Here is a 16,266-nt window from a genome sequence, read left to right on the forward strand (position 1 = left end):
AGTCAGCGGATTGCTATATTCTTAGCTTATCTTTCTGCCCTTATTTGCTAATAAAAAAAACAAAGTGGCTAATGAAAAATATCGACCAGTATTATATGCAACAAGCTTTAGCTCTAGCTACTAGAGGTAGACTTACTGTATCTCCAAACCCTATGGTTGGTTGCATAATCGTTAAAAATGGCAAAATAATTGCCGAAGGCTGGCATATCAGGGCTGGGCAAGCTCATGCTGAATGTTTGGCCATTAAACAAGCTGGTGAACAAACTAAAGGCTCTATCGTTTATGTTACTCTAGAGCCATGTTGCCACACAGGTAAAACTGGACCCTGTACAGATGCTCTGATAAAAGCTCAAATTAAAGAAGTTATAATAGCAACTCTTGATCCTAATCCCCAAGTTGCTGGTAAAGGTGTCCAGCAGTTAAAAAAAGCTGGTATCAAAGTCAAAGTAGGGGTCTTAGAAAAACAAGCTCAAGAATTGAATAAAATATTTTTCTATTACCAACAATATCAAAAACCTTATATATTTGCTAAGTGGGCAATGTCTTTAGATGGAAAAACTACCGTCAATGCTGATGACTCAAAAAAAATCAGCTCAGATAAGGCAGCTATCTACACACACCAACTACGAAACATTTGTGATGCTATAATTATTGGTAAAAATACTCTGGTCGAAGACAATCCTAGATTGAACGTCCGCTTAGATATTAAAAGTGCTATCCACCCTATCAAGATCGTTGTATTTACTAAAATACAAGAGGTAGACCTAAGCTGGCAAATCTTAGATCAAACTGATGCAAAAACAATTTTTGTATGCACTGATATAACAGACTCAGCAAAGCAAATATTACAAAGTCTAAATCTCGAATTTTGGATACTACCAGCTCAAAAAGACAAGGTATGTATAAATAGTTTATTAAAAAAAATGGCTAACACTGGCATAACAAGTGCGCTTTTGGAAGGTGGCATGAAGCTCATAGAAAATTTTGCTACTGTATATGCAATTAATGAGTTTATAACATACATATCACCTGTATTGGTGGCTAATAATAATCCTAAAAGACAACTAGTTATTAATAAAACTAGCTATCTTGGATGTGACTTACTTATAAATTCAAGAATTAAGGAAGATCAAAATGTTTAGTGGAATAGTTCAGCAATTAGGAACTGTAAAAAGAATAACTACTCGAGGTAATATAAAAACTTTTTATATTGCTTTTGAAAACTGTAGTAAATGTAGTGTAGGTGATAGTGTTGCTATAAACGGGACCTGTTTAACTGTCACAGACCTTAATTTAGAGCATACTATAGCAAGTTTTGATGCTGTCCCAGAAACTTTAAGCAAAACAAATCTAAATGAACTAAATATTGGAAATACTGTAAACATTGAACTTGCTATACGCTACGGAGACTTAGTCGGAGGCCATATAGTTCAGGGCCATGTTGATGAAAAAGGCTCTATTAAAGAGATTAAAGATGTCGGTGGAGCATGGATTGTTGAAATAACAGCTTCAAAGGAATTCTTAAATTATCTAATTCCTAAAGGGTTCGTGGCTATAGATGGTATGAGTATTACTGTTGTGGATGTTTTAGAGAAAAGTTTCACTATAACTCTTATACCACACACAATAGATACCACTATTGCAAAAAACTACGCTAAAAACTCTCTGGTAAACCTTGAAGCTGATGCTACAGGTAAATATATTTACAAATATATACAAGGATTCAAAAATGTTTGAACAAATAAAAAATAATGTAATAAAGGCTATACAAGCACTTAAGTCCGGTAAACCTGTGGTTGTCCTTGATGACTACGATCGTGAAAACGAGGGAGACCTAATCTTGCCAGGACAAATGGCAACTGAACAGAATATTGCTTTTATGTTAGAGCATACAAGTGGCATAATCTGTTTGGCTATGGACTCTAAGCAGGCTAAAAAATTAAATTTGACTCCAATGGTTGCTGCAGACCAAAACAACAGTACCTTTAGTACTCCTTTTACAGTGACTATAGAAGCAAAAGAAGGTGTAACTACTGGTGTTTCAGCAAAGGACAGAGCACACACAATTCAAATTGCCTCAGCATCTGATGCTAAAGCAGAAGACTTAGCTCGTCCCGGACATATATTCCCACTAATTGCTAATGATAAAGGTGTTTTAGGGCGCAATGGTCACACAGAAGCAACGGTCGATTTAATGAAACTAGGTGGTTTTAATAGCACTGGTGTTCTATGCGAGCTTATGAATAAAGATGGCTCAATGATGAAAGCTAAAGACATTGAAAATTTTACTCAAATGCATAGTCTACCTGTACTAACCATTGCTGAACTATATCAATACCGTTTAGCAACAGAAATTTTCATTGAGAAAACGGCTAGCTCTTCTATACCCTTTTTTGATGTGGGTGAGCTTGAAATATCTGTTTATAAGGATAAATTTAACAGTGATGAGGTAGTTGTATTATCCAAATCATATCAAGGAGATAAACCTTTAGTAAGAATGCACTCTTCTTGTATAACTGGAGATTTATTTGGTTCTTTGCGTTGTGATTGCCAAGCTCAACTTAAGAAAGCTATGCAAATGATTAATGAAGAAGGAGGATATCTTATTTACCTTAATCAAGAGGGTCGGGGTATTGGTTTAACTAATAAACTTAAAGCTTATAATTTACAAATTAATGATAATATGGATACGATTGAGGCAAATTTAGCACTAGGGTTGCCTGTGGACGCTAGAAAATATGATTTAGCTATTCAAGTATTAAAGTACAATAAAATTGATAAATGTAGATTAATCTCAAATAATCCAAAAAAAGTTAATGCTCTGAGAATGGTTGGTATAGAGACAGAGCCTGTTGCATGTGAAGCTTTTGTAAATTCACACAATAAAGACTATCTTATAACTAAAAAAAATAAAATGAAACACACAATTAGGGGTATATAGGTATCAGTATGAATAAATTAGCTATAGTTGTAAGTGAGTTTAACGCATTAATAACAGATAAAATGCTTGAAGGTGCTTTAGAAGAGGCATACACTCAAGGTTTAAAAGATGATCAACTTGAAATACACAAAGTACCAGGAGCTATTGAGTTGCCATATGCTGCTAAACTACTTGCTGAAACAGGTAAGTTTGATGTTATAATATTACTTGGTTGTGTCATCCGTGGTGAAACAGACCATTATGATTACGTATGTGAACAGGTAAGCTACGGTACACAAAAAGTTATGCATCAATACAATTTACCTGTAATCTTTGGTGTATTAACTACCCACAATAAAGACCAAGCTTTAGATAGAGTGGGCGGAAAAAAAGGTCATAAAGGAAAGTATTGCGTACAAGCAGCTATTACTATGGCAAAGATGAAAAAGGATATACAAACTCAAGGAGCTTAATAGTGTCTCTACAGATTTTAAAATACCCACATCCGGTATTAAAAGAGATTGCAAAAGAAGTCTCAAAAGATGAGATAAACGATGAGTTGCGAGCTACGTTTAGTGAAATGCGTCAACTTATGACACAAGCTGGCGGTGTTGGGCTTGCAGCAATTCAAGTAGGCATAAAAAAGAGGTTTTTTATTATGGTTGATGACTTAGAAAGTCCTAAGCCTAATGTTATTGCTGTAATTAATCCTCAAATTATTGAAAAAGATGGCGAAATTATAGATGAAGAGGGATGTTTATCATTTCCAGGGGTTTCAGCAAAAGTCAAAAGGGCTAATACGATCAAGGTTCAAGCTTTAAACGAGTTTGGTCAAGACATGGTGATTATAAAAGAAGGTTTTTTAGCTCGTTGTGTACAACATGAGATAGATCATCTTAATGGGATAACTTTTTTTGACCATTTAGGGCCACTTAAAAGGCAAATGATAGAAAAAAAATATAAGAAATTAATGCAAGAGAATGCTAGACTTTAGAATTTTATTAATTTTTTCATGGTCAAAGCTTTACTTTTCAGCGCTTCTAAGCAAAAATTGTGTTTAAAGATATATAAAATTGGGATTATAAATGTATATAAGTAACTTATTCAAAAAAATCGCTTTAGTATTACTAATCGTTTTGCTTAGCTCCTGTAATATGTTGACTAATGATCAGTTTGTTTATCTTGGTCATGGCGATGATACTCCTAGCTACCAATTATATTATGATAAAACTAAGAAGTTATTCATTCTAATAGATAAAAGAAATGGATGTTTCCAAAAAGATGATACAGGCACTTGTCTAGCTTTTAGTTTAAAGCAGACCAAATCTTTTAGAAATGATGTCTTAGCTAAGATGATCAAAATGAATATACTCCTAGAAAAAGATAGTTACGGTGGCAATTATGCTATTTCTGAGCTTGAGAAAGCTGGTATTACTACCATCAATAAGCCTATAAAAATAGGTGAGGTGTATGCAACTCCTGTTAGACAAATAATGATGGATAGACAACAACAGTATCATCTGGTTAGAGGAGACTTCAAAATAGCTGCAAACCTAGTTGCTATGGTAGTAACTAATTCTGAGGGTAAAAAACAAATTAAAGTCGCTTATACTGTTAATTTCCCTGACGTAGTGAAAAAATACAACGCAAACTTAAGGCCTTTTGTTATAGACCCTGCATACCTATACACTCATATGACTATGGATGCTGTACACGAAGCTCAATATGCACAAAAAAATGTTCATAAAAGTCAGAAAAAAGTAACTAAAGAGGTTGATAATTACCTAAAAAAGATTGTTGATGAAGAAACAAATAATAGCCAACAAAGTAGCTCTATAGATACAGAAATTACTCAAATGGTGGCTAGCTTAAATAATGACGATAGTTTAGTAACAAATATGGTTAGTAGTAGTAGCAACGTTGATAATTCCACTATCACTAAATCTGATAGCTCCAAACCTAATAAAGAGCCTTCAAGCGTAACTACTACATCTAACAATAGCTAAAATACCCTACTAATTTACAAAACTACTAGGTTCCATGAACAAAAAATTATCCATCATTAGTATCTATATTTATTTTTGTCTACAGAATCTAGTTAATTTACAAAGCCTAAATACTACTATAAAATCTAAACATTAAACTATAAATCAAGCAATACAATGAAAAAAGTCAAACTTTTAGCATATACATTAGCTACACTTACCCTAGTTAGCTGCTCAAATAATGCTAGTCTTTCTAATGATTTAAATTCCACTAGCGAGTCTATAGTTAGGTTTGTAAATGGTACTTTTTCTGCAGAAATAGATAACACAAGTATCCAAAGCGTCTACAATGCTACAGGGTTAGCTCTTAGCAATGATGGTAGTTATGATATTAAAAAGAGCTACATAAAAGACGATTACGCTGAAATATCTGGTATTGTTAAACCTGGCAAAGACCCTTTTGAAGTAAAAATGATAAAGGACAACAGTGACATAGTAAATATATATCTCAAAATAGGTACTTTTGGTGATAAAAAAGCTTATGTAAATTTGTTAGCTGATATAAGAAATAACTTAGGTCGATAAAATAATAGTAATGGCTTTGATCAAAAAAACTCCGCGAATCCTTTCTATACAATCACATGTCGCTTATGGTTACGCAGGTAACAAAGCTGCTATCTTCCCGATGCAAAAGCTTGGGATAGAAGTATCTCCTATTTATACAGTTCAATTATCTAACCATACTCAGTATCCACACTACAAGGGATCTTTTTTTAATGCAAAAGAGATCCAGAATGTTATTGATGGTATGGTTGCAAATAACTTTTTGACTAAACATGATGCGGTGCTTTCTGGCTACATTGGGGATACTGAAGTTGCTAAAGTTATTGCCAATACAGTCAAGGTCATTAAAAATGATAATCAAAATGCTCTATATTGCTGTGACCCAGTATTTGGAGACATCTACGACACGGGTAACCAGCAAGGACGTATTTTTGCAACAAAAGAACATCCTAATATTTTCTTAGAATATTTATTGCCTATAGCTGATATTATTACCCCGAACTTATTTGAGCTTTCTATACTAAGTGATACAAAAATTAAAAATTTTAATGATATTATCGAAGCTTGTAAAAATCTAATAATTAAAATTAAAAATCCAAATCAAATAATTATTATTACAAGCACATCTTTTGATAACTCTAAAACTGGTATTGCAATATACCATAAAAATAAGTTTAAATATTTAGAGTCTCGAAAATATAAAGTTCAACCCTACGTAAGTGGTTCTGGAGATATCACAGCTGCGATGTTCTTAAGCTATATTTTAAAAGGTAAAGACTTTTTTCAAGCTTTAAATAAAGTAATCAAATGTTTAGATGGTATATTTAAAACCACCTATGAGTTAAATACTAATGAATTAGCTCTAATACAAGCACAAAGGTATATTAAATAATTATGCAACGCTATAGTAAGATAACAAACGTTCATCGTTATAAACGAGAAATAGTACTTCTAAAAAGCCGTCCTTGTGCTTATGGAAAATGCTCATTTTGTGACTATATTCTAGATAACTCCAAAAATACCGATGAAATTAATTCGATAAACCTCAAAGTTCTAGAAAATGTAACTGGTGAATTTGGCATTTTAGAAATTATCAATTCTGGCAATATTTTTGAGCTACCTCTAAAAACAAAAAGCTATATAAAACAAATCATTAAAGAAAAGAATATTAATCTTCTTTTTGTCGAAGCACACTGGATGTACAAAGACCATCTACACAAAATAAAAGATATCTTTGAAACTAATATATTTATAAAAACAGGATTAGAAAGCTTCGATTATGATTTCAGGGAAAATATTCTGAAGAAAGGTTTTAACTATCAATCACTGACTGAACTTAGTAACCTATTTGATTCTGTCTGCTTACTAATAGGTGTAAAAGGACAAACTAAAGAAATTATACGAAAAGATATTGAGATAGCAAAAACATATTTTAACCATACAACTATAAATATCTATAAGAACAACACCACTCACATTAAAGCCGATGATGAGTTAAAAAAATGGTTTTTAGAAGAGTACATCTACTTATACAATGATCCGCAATTCGAAATATTAGTTGATAATACAGATTTTGGCGTAGGTTAAGTAAAAATTTTTTAATAACTTATTTTTTATGAAGTCAAATATCAAAAAACATGTTATAATATGGTTAAATAAATTAATATATGAGGGGAAATTTACTTGAAATATACAATACAGCAAATTGCTGAGCAAATTGGTGGAGAAATAATTAACTTTACCTCTAATGATAACTTTCATATTTCTGGCTTAAATTACGCTAACCAAGCTAAAAATGGCGATTTAACCTTAATAGATAAAAATGAACATATTAAACTCTGGCAATATTCTAATGCTAGCGCCGCAATCATTAGTAAAGATTTACGCGATATAGGAAATATTAATAATAAACCATTAATTGTTGTACATAATGCTGATTTAGCTATGGCAAAAGCTTTAGAGTTATTTTCTAAACCCAACCCGGAACAAAATGGTATTCATAAAAAAGCTGTCATCGAACCTACAGCAACTATCGGGGCCAACGTTTCTATTGGTCCTGGAGCTTACATAGGCAAAAACGTAGTTATTGGTGATAATACTATCATATATGCAAATGTAAGCATCTATGATGAAGCTACTATCGGACAAAATTGTATTATATGGCCAAACGTTACTATTAGAGAAAGAACCCAAATAGGACACTTTTGCAGGCTTTATTCAAATTGCTCCATAGGTAGTGACGGTTTTGGATATAGACCATCAGAAGATGGTAGAAGCATAGTAAGAATCCCACATATCGGAAATGTAGTTATAGGTAACTATGTTGATATTGGCTCCTCAACATGTATAGACATTGCTAAGTTTGGTTCAACCATTATAGGTGACTTTACAAAGATCGATAACCTTGTACAGATAGGTCATAACGTAATTATTGGAAAAGGTTGTATGATTTGTGGTCAAGCTGGAATTAGCGGTTCTGTAACTATTGGTGATGGAGCTATAATTGCAGGCAATGCTGGTATTAAAGATCATACCAATATAGGAGCTGGTGCTAGAATTGGCGCTAAATCAGGTGTTATGAAAGATGTACCTGCTGGCCAAAGCCAGATGGGTTACCCTGCTTGTGAAGGGCGTGAATTAATGCGTCAATGGGTAGCTATTAAGCAGCTTCCAGAGACTATGAAAAAATTAAAAGCTTTAGCAAAAAGCTTAAATATCGATTTATAAAATGGTTTAGCAAATAACTACAATATAAATAGTTAATTGGTTTCTCCATGTAATAGAGAAAAATCGAATAAATTTTATTATGTATTTTTTAACTTAAAATTATTAGGAATAATATGGGTTTGTTAGGTCGAATAATTCATATGATTGGGTTTGAAGTAATTGGCATAATTATTTTTACTCCTATCACCATGTTTATATTAAATAAGAATTTTTTGGATACAAGTGTATTAGTCGTTATTATATCTATAATGGCTATGATATGGAATTTCATCTACAACTACCTTTTTGATGTTATAGAAACTTTTTTGGGTGGACATAGGTCAAAAAGGTATTTTAATGTTAGAATACTACACACACTTTTATTTGAGGTTGTTCTATTAATTATAACCATTCCTTTCATAGCTTCCTGGCTAAGAATAAGCTTATTCGAAGCATTATTTGTAGATATTGGATTTGTCATATTTTATGTACTTTATGCTTTAGCATATAATTACACTTTTGATAAAATTTATTTTAGAATATTTAGGTATAATAACTACACCTATACAGCAACCCTTAACCTATAGATAAACAAATAACTGTAATTACAATAATCGACCACTTAAAAACTGTTTTTGCAAAATCACGATCACTATCTGTATAAAATGATTTCATAGTTTTATACAACCAAAATATAGCTATCAGTATGCAAACTATAAAAGAATAAATATCAGCTGTACCTAAAAGATAAGGTAAACTACAAGAAATTAAAAATAAGATCATATAACTTAGCATTATTTTTTTTGTATAGCTTAATCCCTTAACTATAGGCAATAGTGGGATTTGTACATTCTTATAATCTTTGATATATAGTATTGCTATAGCATAAGAGTGTGGAATTTGCCAAAAAAATAGTATTAAAAATAATGCAAAAGCATTTAGATCTAGATTATTTACTACAGCCGTATATCCAGCAACTGGAGGAACAGCTCCTGAAATGCCTCCTAACAAAGTAGCATGCACTGTAAAACGTTTAGATACAGTGTATATTCCTACATATACTATAAAGCCGATTATAATAATCCATAATGTCAAAGGGTTAACTAATACATACAAGACCACACTACTTAATAGGAATAATGCTATTCCAAAAATCATTGCAGATAAAAGACCTATATCATTCGTAACTAAAGGTCGATTTTGGGTCCTTTGCATCTTTGCATCGATATCACGGTCAAAGCAATTATTAAAAACACATCCTGACCCTATCATTAAAGCTGTACCGATAATAGTATAAAGATATAAATCTAAATGCGTGAAGCCTATTTGGCGGTTTGTAGCTAATAAAAAACCACCCGTAAGTGTAATCAAATTCCCGAAAATAATTCCCGGCTTAGTTAACTGAAGATATTTTTTGAAGGACATAATTAAAAATCAAAAGTTACATCATCATGTCATAAAGATCAAACATGATCCAAATAGTACCTGCTACAACGATAAAAACTACTATTAATGCAAATATAGCACTTATTAGGTTCCAACGTGCTTTTGAATCTGTGCTTAAATGTAAGAAAAATACCAACTGAACGAAAAGCTGTATTAATGCTAGTAAAGCAACAGATACACATAAAGCTACTGGTGATAGTAGCTTAAAGCCTACTAATACAAAAGCTATAGTAGTAATCACTACTGATAATATGAACCCTTGTATATAACTTTTATGAGTACCATATGCTGCACCTGTTTCATGATCATATAAGTGTTCTTTAGCCATATTATATTGCTCCTAACAAATAAACTACTGAGAATACAAATATCCATACGATATCTAAGAAATGCCAAAATAAACCTAAATAAGTAAGCTTTGTTTTTGCCATCGGCGTCATACCATACTTTTTAAGTTGCAAAATCATACTCACTATCCATATAAGACCCATAGATACATGTAATCCATGTGTACCTACCAGTACAAAGAAAGATGATAAAAACGCACTACTTGACCAAGTATGTCCTTCGACGGCTAGCTCGTAGAACTCATGAACTTCCATAAGTATAAAGCCTAAACCTAAAAAGAAAGTAACCCATAGCCATTTTGTAACATTTTTAATGTTATCAGAGTTGCGCGATAGCATAGCTAAACCAAAAGTAAAGCTACTAACTAATAAAAGCATAGTTTCTACAAACACATATGGCAAGCTAAATAATTCTTGAGCACCAGCTCCACCAAATGTATTTTTATGAAAAACTGCGTAAACAGCAAACAGTGTCGCAAAAAGAACACAGTCGCTCATAATGTAAATCCAAAACCCAAATACGTTTTTAGAACCATCAAAATGATGGTCGTGTTCGCCTTGGTGATGATGATTATCTACAGTTACTGCACTCATTATATCACCCCTTGTGAATTTTTATATTCATTCTCTACTTTTTCAACCTCATCTGCTTTGACGTAATAATCAATATCGTAATCAAAAGATCTATATAATACAGTACCTATAATACCTATTACACCAACTGCTGCAAGCCACCAAATGTGCCACACTGCAGCAAAGCCAAAGACAAAACTGAATACTCCTATAACAAAACCTACAGCTGTATTTCTTGGCATATGAATATCTTCATATGACTTAGTCCCATCTTTTGATTCATTTTGGATATCTAAGCTTTTTTGTTTTTGATCCCAAAATGCATCTCTTTCTGATACTACTGGATCATGCGCAAAATTGTAGAAAGGTACTGGAGATGGTATAGCCCACTCTAAAGTACGACCGGCACCCCAAGCATCACCAGTAACACGGTTTTCATTCCTATTACGTACACTTACTATAATCTGTAGAACTTGGAAGAACACACCTAAAGCAATAATCATTGCTCCAAACCAAGCTACTATCAATAGCGGCTGATATCCAGTTGCTGCATCATAGTGATAAAGTCTTCTAGTCATACCCATCATACCTAGTATATACAAAGGCATAAACGCTACAAAGAAACCAACTAACCAACACCAAAATGCATATTTACCTAAACGTTCATTTAGCTTAAAGCCAAATATTTTAGGAAACCAGTAAGTAAGCCCAGCAAAAGCACCAAATACTACACCTCCAATAATAACATTATGGAAATGTGCTATTAGAAATACACTATTATGCATTTGGAAATCAACACCTGGTACAGATAATAATACACCTGTCATCCCACCTATTGAGAAAGTCACTATAAAGCCAACTAACCATAACATCGGTGTAGTAAATGTTATACGTCCTTTGTACATTGTAAATAACCAGTTAAATATTTTCACCCCTGTTGGGATAGCAATAATCATCGTCATTATACCAAAGAAAGCATTAACATTAGCACTTGCTCCCATTGTAAAGAAGTGATGTAGCCATACGGTAAATGACAAGATAGTAATAACGATACTTGCCCATACCATGGTTACATACCCAAACAAAGGTTTCTTACAGAAAGTAGCAACAACCTCTGAATATACACCAAACATAGGAAGTACTAAAATGTAAACCTCTGGATGACCCCATATCCATATTAGGTTGACGTACATCATTTGATCTCCGCCACCAGAAACTGTAAAGAAATGCGTACCAAAATATCTATCTAAAGTTAATAAACCTAATGTTACTGTTAACACAGGGAAAGCTGCTATAACTAGTATAACTGAACATAATGAAGCCCATGTAAAAATAGGCATCTTCATCAAAGTCATACCTTTACAACGCATTTTAATAATTGTCACAAAGAAGTTAATACCGGTCATTAATGATCCAATACCAGATATTTGTAGCCCCCAAATGTAGTAATCTGTACCCACAGTAGGGCTATAAGTTATATCTGAAAAAGGAGGGTATGCAAGCCAACCAGCATGAGCAAAATCACCAACAAGTAGTGAAATATTAATAAGCATTGCTCCAACAACAAAAAGCCAGAAGCTTAAAGAATTCATGTAAGGAAAAGCAACGTCTCTAGCACCAATTTGCAGAGGTATAACCCAGTTCATTAATGCAAATATAAGCGGCATCGCCACAAAGAAAATCATGATGACACCATGAGCAGTAAAGATCTGATCAAAGTGTTCTGGTATCAAATAACCAGTACTATCACCTGCCGCTAAAGCTTGCTGCGTTCTCATCATAGCAGCATCAATAAAGCCTCTAAACAACATGACCAGAGCCACTATTGTATACATTGTTCCTATTTTCTTATGATCGATTGTAGTAAACCACTCTCTCCATAAGTAACCCCATTTCTTAAAATAAGTTACTCCACCTAAGACTGCCACACCTGTGATCACAATAAATATGAACATCCCCAGTATTATCATCTGCTGACTTACTGGCTCATACAGATATGGAAAAACTAAATGTGGATTACTCAGTTTCCCTATCAATGCTTCTAGCATACTCGTCTCCTATTTAAATACTACTTATTATTAATGCGACATACTATGGTGCATATGCATATGGTCCATATCACCAGGCTTATAATTTGGCATCATATAAGACATAACGATATCATTAAATAAGTTTCCATCAACATGTGAATAGTAAGTTACTGGATCGTCAATAGATTGCTTAACTAAATTCTTCCAGAAATAATCCCATGTTAACGACTTATGCTTACCATCTTTAACTTCTTTGACCCATTTATCAAAACTATCTTGATCTGTTACTTTTGTATAAAATTGCATTTCAGCAAAACCTTTACCAGTGTAGTTAGCAGAAAAACCACGGTATTTACCCTCTTCGGTTGCAAGAATATGCAATTGAGTAGTCATGCCAGTCATAGCGTAAATCTGGCTACCTAGTTCTGGAATAAAGAAAGAGTTCATGGGTGCAGCTGACGTAATCTTAAAATTCACAGGACGATCCTTTGGAATTTCAATATAATTAATCGTAGCAATATCATACTGAGGATATATAAACATCCATTTCCAATCTAAAGCAACAACCTCTATGTTTACAGGTTCTTTATCTGACTCTAAAGGCTTATATTGGCTAAGTGAATGTGTAGTTTTCCACGTAACGATTGCTAATATTAATATAATTATAAAAGGAACCCCCCAGCAGATAACTTCAAGAAGGTTATTATGACACCAGTTTGGACGATATTCAGCATTTGTTCCTTCACGGTATCTCCAAGCGAACCAGAGAGTCAAAATAATAACAGGCACAACCACGATAAGCATCAGAAGCACCGCAAATATAAGTAATTTTTTCTCTTGTAGCGTGATTACCCCCATAGGGTTCCATATACCACCTTTACAACCCGATAAGGACAAAACTCCTAATATGCTAAACAGTATGATTAAACATTTTTTCCAGTTCATAGCAAATATATTCCTTCGTCAAATTAAAATTATTAAGTTATTTAACTTACATTATATCAAGAGTAATTATTATATAATACATGTTAGAAAAAAAATACCCTCATACAAGTATTTATACAACCTTGATAACCTTCCGCAGAAATATACCATATATGGATTTATGGTCCTAAAAAGACCTTTTAAGAACGCTAAATTATGGTGCACCGAGTGGGATTTGAACCCACACGTCTTTAAGACACCACCCCCTCAAGATGGCGTGTCTACCAATTCCACCACCGGTGCAATAGATATTTTCTTAGTTAGTTATATTTCACCTTTAGAAGCATTATTTGATGATGTGGATTTTTGACCAATTTCCTTTTGATATTGATCATAGTCATACTGACTAACAATAGATTGTTCTGTAGCTACTAAAGCTGTAACTGAACTTTTACCCAGGTATCCTAAAGTCAAACAACACACAAAAAAAACAGCGGTAAAGAACACAGTCATTTTAAATAAAAATGATGCTGCACCCTTACTGCCAAACACAGTATTTGACGCACCGCCTCCAAATGAAACGCCCATATTTGCACCTTTCCCTTGTTGTAATAACACTAATACAACAACAGCTAAAGCAGCGATAATATCTATAGTTAAAATTATTCCGTACATATCTTGTTTGCTTGACTTATTATTTCGTTAAATTCAGAAGCTTTTAGAGACGCTCCACCTATAAGCCCACCATCCACATCCGGTAAACTTAAAATGTCTTTAGCATTTTCAGCTTTTAAGCTACCACCATACACTATTTTGATTTTTTTAGCAAGATCTTGATTAATTTTTGCTAGCAAAGATCTTATAAATTTATGCGTTTGTTGTATTTGTTCTAATGATGCTACAACTCCTGTACCAATAGCCCAAACAGGCTCATAAGCTATAACTAACTTCCCTAATTGTTTGACAGAAAAATTCTCTAAAATCAAACCTAGCTGAGCTCCCAGAACATCTTCTAAAACTCCGCCTTCTCTATCTGATAAAGTTTCACCTATGCAAACTACTGGTACCACATCTGTATCTATAACTTTCTGCAACTTCTTAAAGACATCTTCATCAGACTCACCAAACAATGCTCTTCTCTCAGAATGTCCAATCAGAACATAACTACAACCTGTATCTTGTAGCATTTTTACAGATAACTCTCCGGTGTAAGCCCCATCATCATAAAATGTAATGTTTTGTAAACCCACACCCATGCTTTCTGGCAACTGTGAAACCACTTCCTTTACATAAACACTAGATGGAAAAACAGCAACGCTAACTTTTGAAATATCATACTCAACTTTTGAAATACCATAGCAAAGCTCTTTGATACTCTGAGAGTTGCCATTCATTTTCCAATTACCCATGATTAACTTTTGCATACTCATCCCTATATTAATTTTTGCTTGACTTGTTTAGCTAAATACTCTGCTTCTAAAGTAGCCAAGTCTTTATCATCGGCTTCTACCATTACACGCAAAACAGGTTCTGTCCCTGATGGCCTAAGCAGAACTCTGCCTCTATCCGCCAATCTATTCTCAACCTCTTCAATATCTATAGAAAGCTTGAGTAAATCTTCTTTAGTAACTTTTTTCTCTAATGGCACATTAATCAAAGTCTGCTGCATTAGCTTATCTTTTAATTTAAAGTGGGAAACCGGCTTATCAATTTGTGAAAAAATAGCTAAAAGCTGTATAGCTGTAAGAAGACCATCTCCAGTAGTACCAAAATTTAAATTAATGACGTGTCCAGAAGACTCACCACCTATTTTATAATCATACTTCACGAGGTCTTCTAAAACATATCTATCACCTACTTTAGAGCGAATAAATGGGACGTTATTTTTTCTGTAATGGTTTTCATAACTCATATTAGTCATTTGCGTGCCAACTATGCCTTTAGTACCACCACAAATATCACTATATCGAGATATGATATTTAAAATTCCATCGCCGTCTATTTCACTACCGGTTTCATCAACAATTATAATTCTATCACCATCGCCATCTAAAGCCACGCCAAGGTCTGCTTTATGCTCTAAAACAGCTTTACTTATATTTTCTACGCATGTAGCTCCACAATTGACATTAATATTTACACCATCAGGGTTAGAAGCTATCGAAATATAATCAATACCAAACTTATCAAGTAAAGCCTCAAAATTGTGCGATCCTGCACCATTAGCACAATCTATAACAACCTTACCTTTATATTTAACCAAATCTCCAAAACGCTGGTAATTATCCTCTATGTATTCAGTAATAGTGTTTTCTAACATTTTGTAGTTACCAAACTTATATTGAGGCTGATATATAAATGAGCTATCTATTTTCTTCTCAACCTCTTCTTCTAAAGAGTCATCTAACTTAAAACCATTAGAGGAGAATAATTTAATACCATTATCTGTAAATTTATTATGTGATGCTGTTATGACAAAACCTGCTGAAGCTTTATGTTTAACAGTCATAAATGCCACCACTGGGGTTGGTACAATACCCAAATCCAAAACATTTATACCAGCTGCATTTAGCCCTGAGACCAAAGCAAACTTTAACAGATTACTAGAGCTACGTGTATCTTGACCGACCATGACAAATTTCGGATACTCTTTATCATTAATCAAAGATCCCACAGCATTACCTAATTTTTGAACAAATTCTGCTGTGATAGTTGAATTACCAACTTCTCCTCTAATGCCGTCTGTACCAAAATATTTTGTCATTTTTTTA

The 16,266-nt window shown here is 33.4% G+C and carries 19 protein-coding genes and 1 tRNA gene; 11 read left to right on the plus strand and 9 right to left on the minus strand.

Annotation, left to right across the window (positions count from 1 at the left end; all coding sequences use genetic code 11):
• Positions 1 to 71 precede the first annotated feature (71 nt).
• From ribD to E3E15_RS07595, 11 genes are all read left to right on the plus strand, one after another.
• Complete coding sequence (ribD, locus tag E3E15_RS07545; protein WP_172107168.1) at positions 72 to 1,142, plus strand: bifunctional diaminohydroxyphosphoribosylaminopyrimidine deaminase/5-amino-6-(5-phosphoribosylamino)uracil reductase RibD; 1,071 nt, start codon at positions 72 to 74, stop codon at positions 1,140 to 1,142.
• On the plus strand, positions 1,135 to 1,737 hold the full coding sequence (locus E3E15_RS07550) for a riboflavin synthase (RefSeq protein ID WP_035720453.1): 603 nt from the start codon (positions 1,135 to 1,137) through the stop codon (positions 1,735 to 1,737). The genes ribD and E3E15_RS07550 overlap by 8 nt, the downstream gene beginning before the upstream one ends.
• The gene (gene ribB / locus E3E15_RS07555; RefSeq protein WP_035720454.1) at positions 1,730 to 2,941 is read left to right on the plus strand and encodes a 3,4-dihydroxy-2-butanone-4-phosphate synthase; all 1,212 of its coding nucleotides are present in this window, start codon (positions 1,730 to 1,732) and stop codon (positions 2,939 to 2,941) included. The genes E3E15_RS07550 and ribB overlap by 8 nt, the downstream gene beginning before the upstream one ends.
• An 8-nt stretch (positions 2,942 to 2,949) precedes the next feature.
• Positions 2,950 to 3,393 carry a 6,7-dimethyl-8-ribityllumazine synthase gene (ribH, locus tag E3E15_RS07560; RefSeq protein ID WP_035720456.1) on the plus strand — a complete coding sequence of 148 codons (444 nt, stop codon included), beginning with the start codon at positions 2,950 to 2,952 and terminating at the stop codon, positions 3,391 to 3,393.
• A gap of 2 nt (positions 3,394 to 3,395) precedes the next feature.
• A complete protein-coding gene (def, locus tag E3E15_RS07565) occupies positions 3,396 to 3,914 on the plus strand; it encodes a peptide deformylase (RefSeq protein WP_172107169.1) in 519 nt (172 codons plus the stop codon).
• Positions 3,915 to 4,005: 91 nt separating this feature from the next.
• On the plus strand, positions 4,006 to 4,926 hold the full coding sequence (locus tag E3E15_RS07570; RefSeq protein WP_035720460.1) for an FTN_0109 family protein: 921 nt from the start codon (positions 4,006 to 4,008) through the stop codon (positions 4,924 to 4,926).
• A gap of 156 nt (positions 4,927 to 5,082) precedes the next feature.
• A complete protein-coding gene (locus tag E3E15_RS07575; RefSeq protein WP_172107170.1) occupies positions 5,083 to 5,490 on the plus strand; it encodes a DUF3568 family protein in 408 nt (135 codons plus the stop codon).
• Positions 5,491 to 5,500: 10 nt separating this feature from the next.
• A complete protein-coding gene (pdxY, locus tag E3E15_RS07580; RefSeq protein ID WP_035720464.1) occupies positions 5,501 to 6,361 on the plus strand; it encodes a pyridoxal kinase in 861 nt (286 codons plus the stop codon).
• Positions 6,362 to 6,363: 2 nt separating this feature from the next.
• Positions 6,364 to 7,056: a radical SAM protein gene (locus E3E15_RS07585; RefSeq protein WP_172107171.1), complete on the plus strand. Its 693-nt coding sequence runs from the start codon at positions 6,364 to 6,366 to the stop codon at positions 7,054 to 7,056.
• A 96-nt stretch (positions 7,057 to 7,152) separates the two neighbouring features.
• The gene (lpxD, locus tag E3E15_RS07590; protein ID WP_172107172.1) at positions 7,153 to 8,196 is read left to right on the plus strand and encodes a UDP-3-O-(3-hydroxymyristoyl)glucosamine N-acyltransferase; all 1,044 of its coding nucleotides are present in this window, start codon (positions 7,153 to 7,155) and stop codon (positions 8,194 to 8,196) included.
• Between the two features lie 113 nt (positions 8,197 to 8,309).
• On the plus strand, positions 8,310 to 8,762 hold the full coding sequence (locus E3E15_RS07595; RefSeq protein ID WP_425352910.1) for a PACE efflux transporter: 453 nt from the start codon (positions 8,310 to 8,312) through the stop codon (positions 8,760 to 8,762).
• On the opposite strand, the gene cyoE is transcribed toward E3E15_RS07595, so the two are convergent.
• The 9 genes from cyoE to glmM all read right to left on the minus strand — a co-directional run bounded on the left by cyoE (position 8,752) and on the right by glmM (position 16,259).
• Positions 8,752 to 9,600, minus strand: coding sequence for a heme o synthase (cyoE, locus tag E3E15_RS07600; RefSeq protein ID WP_172107173.1), 849 nt, complete (start codon positions 9,598 to 9,600; stop codon positions 8,752 to 8,754). The two genes, E3E15_RS07595 and cyoE, sit on opposite strands and share 11 nt — an antisense overlap.
• 16 nt (positions 9,601 to 9,616) lie before the next feature.
• Positions 9,617 to 9,949: a cytochrome o ubiquinol oxidase subunit IV gene (gene cyoD / locus E3E15_RS07605; protein ID WP_035720472.1), complete on the minus strand. Its 333-nt coding sequence runs from the start codon at positions 9,947 to 9,949 to the stop codon at positions 9,617 to 9,619.
• A gap of 1 nt (position 9,950) precedes the next feature.
• On the minus strand, positions 9,951 to 10,562 hold the full coding sequence (gene cyoC, locus E3E15_RS07610; RefSeq protein WP_172107174.1) for a cytochrome o ubiquinol oxidase subunit III: 612 nt from the start codon (positions 10,560 to 10,562) through the stop codon (positions 9,951 to 9,953).
• Positions 10,562 to 12,589 (minus strand): cytochrome o ubiquinol oxidase subunit I, encoded by a 2,028-nt coding sequence (gene cyoB, locus E3E15_RS07615; protein WP_172107175.1) that lies wholly within the window; start codon positions 12,587 to 12,589, stop codon positions 10,562 to 10,564. The genes cyoC and cyoB overlap by 1 nt, the downstream gene beginning before the upstream one ends.
• A 30-nt stretch (positions 12,590 to 12,619) precedes the next feature.
• Positions 12,620 to 13,516, minus strand: a complete 897-nt coding sequence (gene cyoA / locus E3E15_RS07620; protein WP_172107176.1) for a ubiquinol oxidase subunit II — start codon at positions 13,514 to 13,516, stop codon at positions 12,620 to 12,622.
• Positions 13,517 to 13,712: 196 nt separating this feature from the next.
• A tRNA-Leu gene (locus E3E15_RS07625) sits at positions 13,713 to 13,798 on the minus strand.
• Positions 13,799 to 13,819: 21 nt separating this feature from the next.
• Positions 13,820 to 14,170, minus strand: a complete 351-nt coding sequence (secG, locus tag E3E15_RS07630) for a preprotein translocase subunit SecG (protein WP_172107177.1) — start codon at positions 14,168 to 14,170, stop codon at positions 13,820 to 13,822.
• Entirely contained in the window at positions 14,158 to 14,919 is a 762-nt protein-coding gene (tpiA, locus tag E3E15_RS07635; protein WP_172107178.1) for a triose-phosphate isomerase, read from the minus strand. Before tpiA ends, secG begins: the two co-directional genes overlap by 13 nt.
• Positions 14,920 to 14,927: 8 nt before the next feature.
• A complete protein-coding gene (glmM, locus tag E3E15_RS07640) occupies positions 14,928 to 16,259 on the minus strand; it encodes a phosphoglucosamine mutase (RefSeq protein ID WP_172107179.1) in 1,332 nt (443 codons plus the stop codon).
• Between the last annotated feature and the right edge of the window lie 7 nt (positions 16,260 to 16,266).

The organism is Allofrancisella frigidaquae (assembly GCF_012222825.1).
Lineage (GTDB): Bacteria > Pseudomonadota > Gammaproteobacteria > Francisellales > Francisellaceae > Francisella > Francisella frigidaquae.

Excerpts from the sequence above, each read along its gene's own strand:
- ribD (WP_172107168.1), top strand. The coding sequence starts at position 72 with ATGAAAAATATCGACCAGTATTATATGCAACAAGCTTTAGCTCTAGCT.
- E3E15_RS07550 (WP_035720453.1), top strand. The coding sequence starts at position 1,135 with ATGTTTAGTGGAATAGTTCAGCAATTAGGAACTGTAAAAAGAATAACT.
- ribB (WP_035720454.1), top strand. The coding sequence starts at position 1,730 with ATGTTTGAACAAATAAAAAATAATGTAATAAAGGCTATACAAGCACTT.
- ribH (WP_035720456.1), top strand. The coding sequence starts at position 2,950 with ATGAATAAATTAGCTATAGTTGTAAGTGAGTTTAACGCATTAATAACA.
- E3E15_RS07570 (WP_035720460.1), top strand. The coding sequence starts at position 4,006 with ATGTATATAAGTAACTTATTCAAAAAAATCGCTTTAGTATTACTAATC.
- E3E15_RS07575 (WP_172107170.1), top strand. The coding sequence starts at position 5,083 with ATGAAAAAAGTCAAACTTTTAGCATATACATTAGCTACACTTACCCTA.
- pdxY (WP_035720464.1), top strand. The coding sequence starts at position 5,501 with ATGGCTTTGATCAAAAAAACTCCGCGAATCCTTTCTATACAATCACAT.
- E3E15_RS07585 (WP_172107171.1), top strand. The coding sequence starts at position 6,364 with ATGCAACGCTATAGTAAGATAACAAACGTTCATCGTTATAAACGAGAA.
- E3E15_RS07595 (WP_425352910.1), top strand. The coding sequence starts at position 8,310 with ATGGGTTTGTTAGGTCGAATAATTCATATGATTGGGTTTGAAGTAATT.
- cyoE (WP_172107173.1), bottom strand. The coding sequence starts at position 9,600 with ATGTCCTTCAAAAAATATCTTCAGTTAACTAAGCCGGGAATTATTTTC.
- cyoD (WP_035720472.1), bottom strand. The coding sequence starts at position 9,949 with ATGGCTAAAGAACACTTATATGATCATGAAACAGGTGCAGCATATGGT.
- cyoC (WP_172107174.1), bottom strand. The coding sequence starts at position 10,562 with ATGAGTGCAGTAACTGTAGATAATCATCATCACCAAGGCGAACACGAC.
- cyoB (WP_172107175.1), bottom strand. The coding sequence starts at position 12,589 with ATGCTAGAAGCATTGATAGGGAAACTGAGTAATCCACATTTAGTTTTT.
- cyoA (WP_172107176.1), bottom strand. The coding sequence starts at position 13,516 with ATGAACTGGAAAAAATGTTTAATCATACTGTTTAGCATATTAGGAGTT.
- secG (WP_172107177.1), bottom strand. The coding sequence starts at position 14,170 with ATGTACGGAATAATTTTAACTATAGATATTATCGCTGCTTTAGCTGTT.
- tpiA (WP_172107178.1), bottom strand. The coding sequence starts at position 14,919 with ATGCAAAAGTTAATCATGGGTAATTGGAAAATGAATGGCAACTCTCAG.
- glmM (WP_172107179.1), bottom strand. The coding sequence starts at position 16,259 with ATGACAAAATATTTTGGTACAGACGGCATTAGAGGAGAAGTTGGTAAT.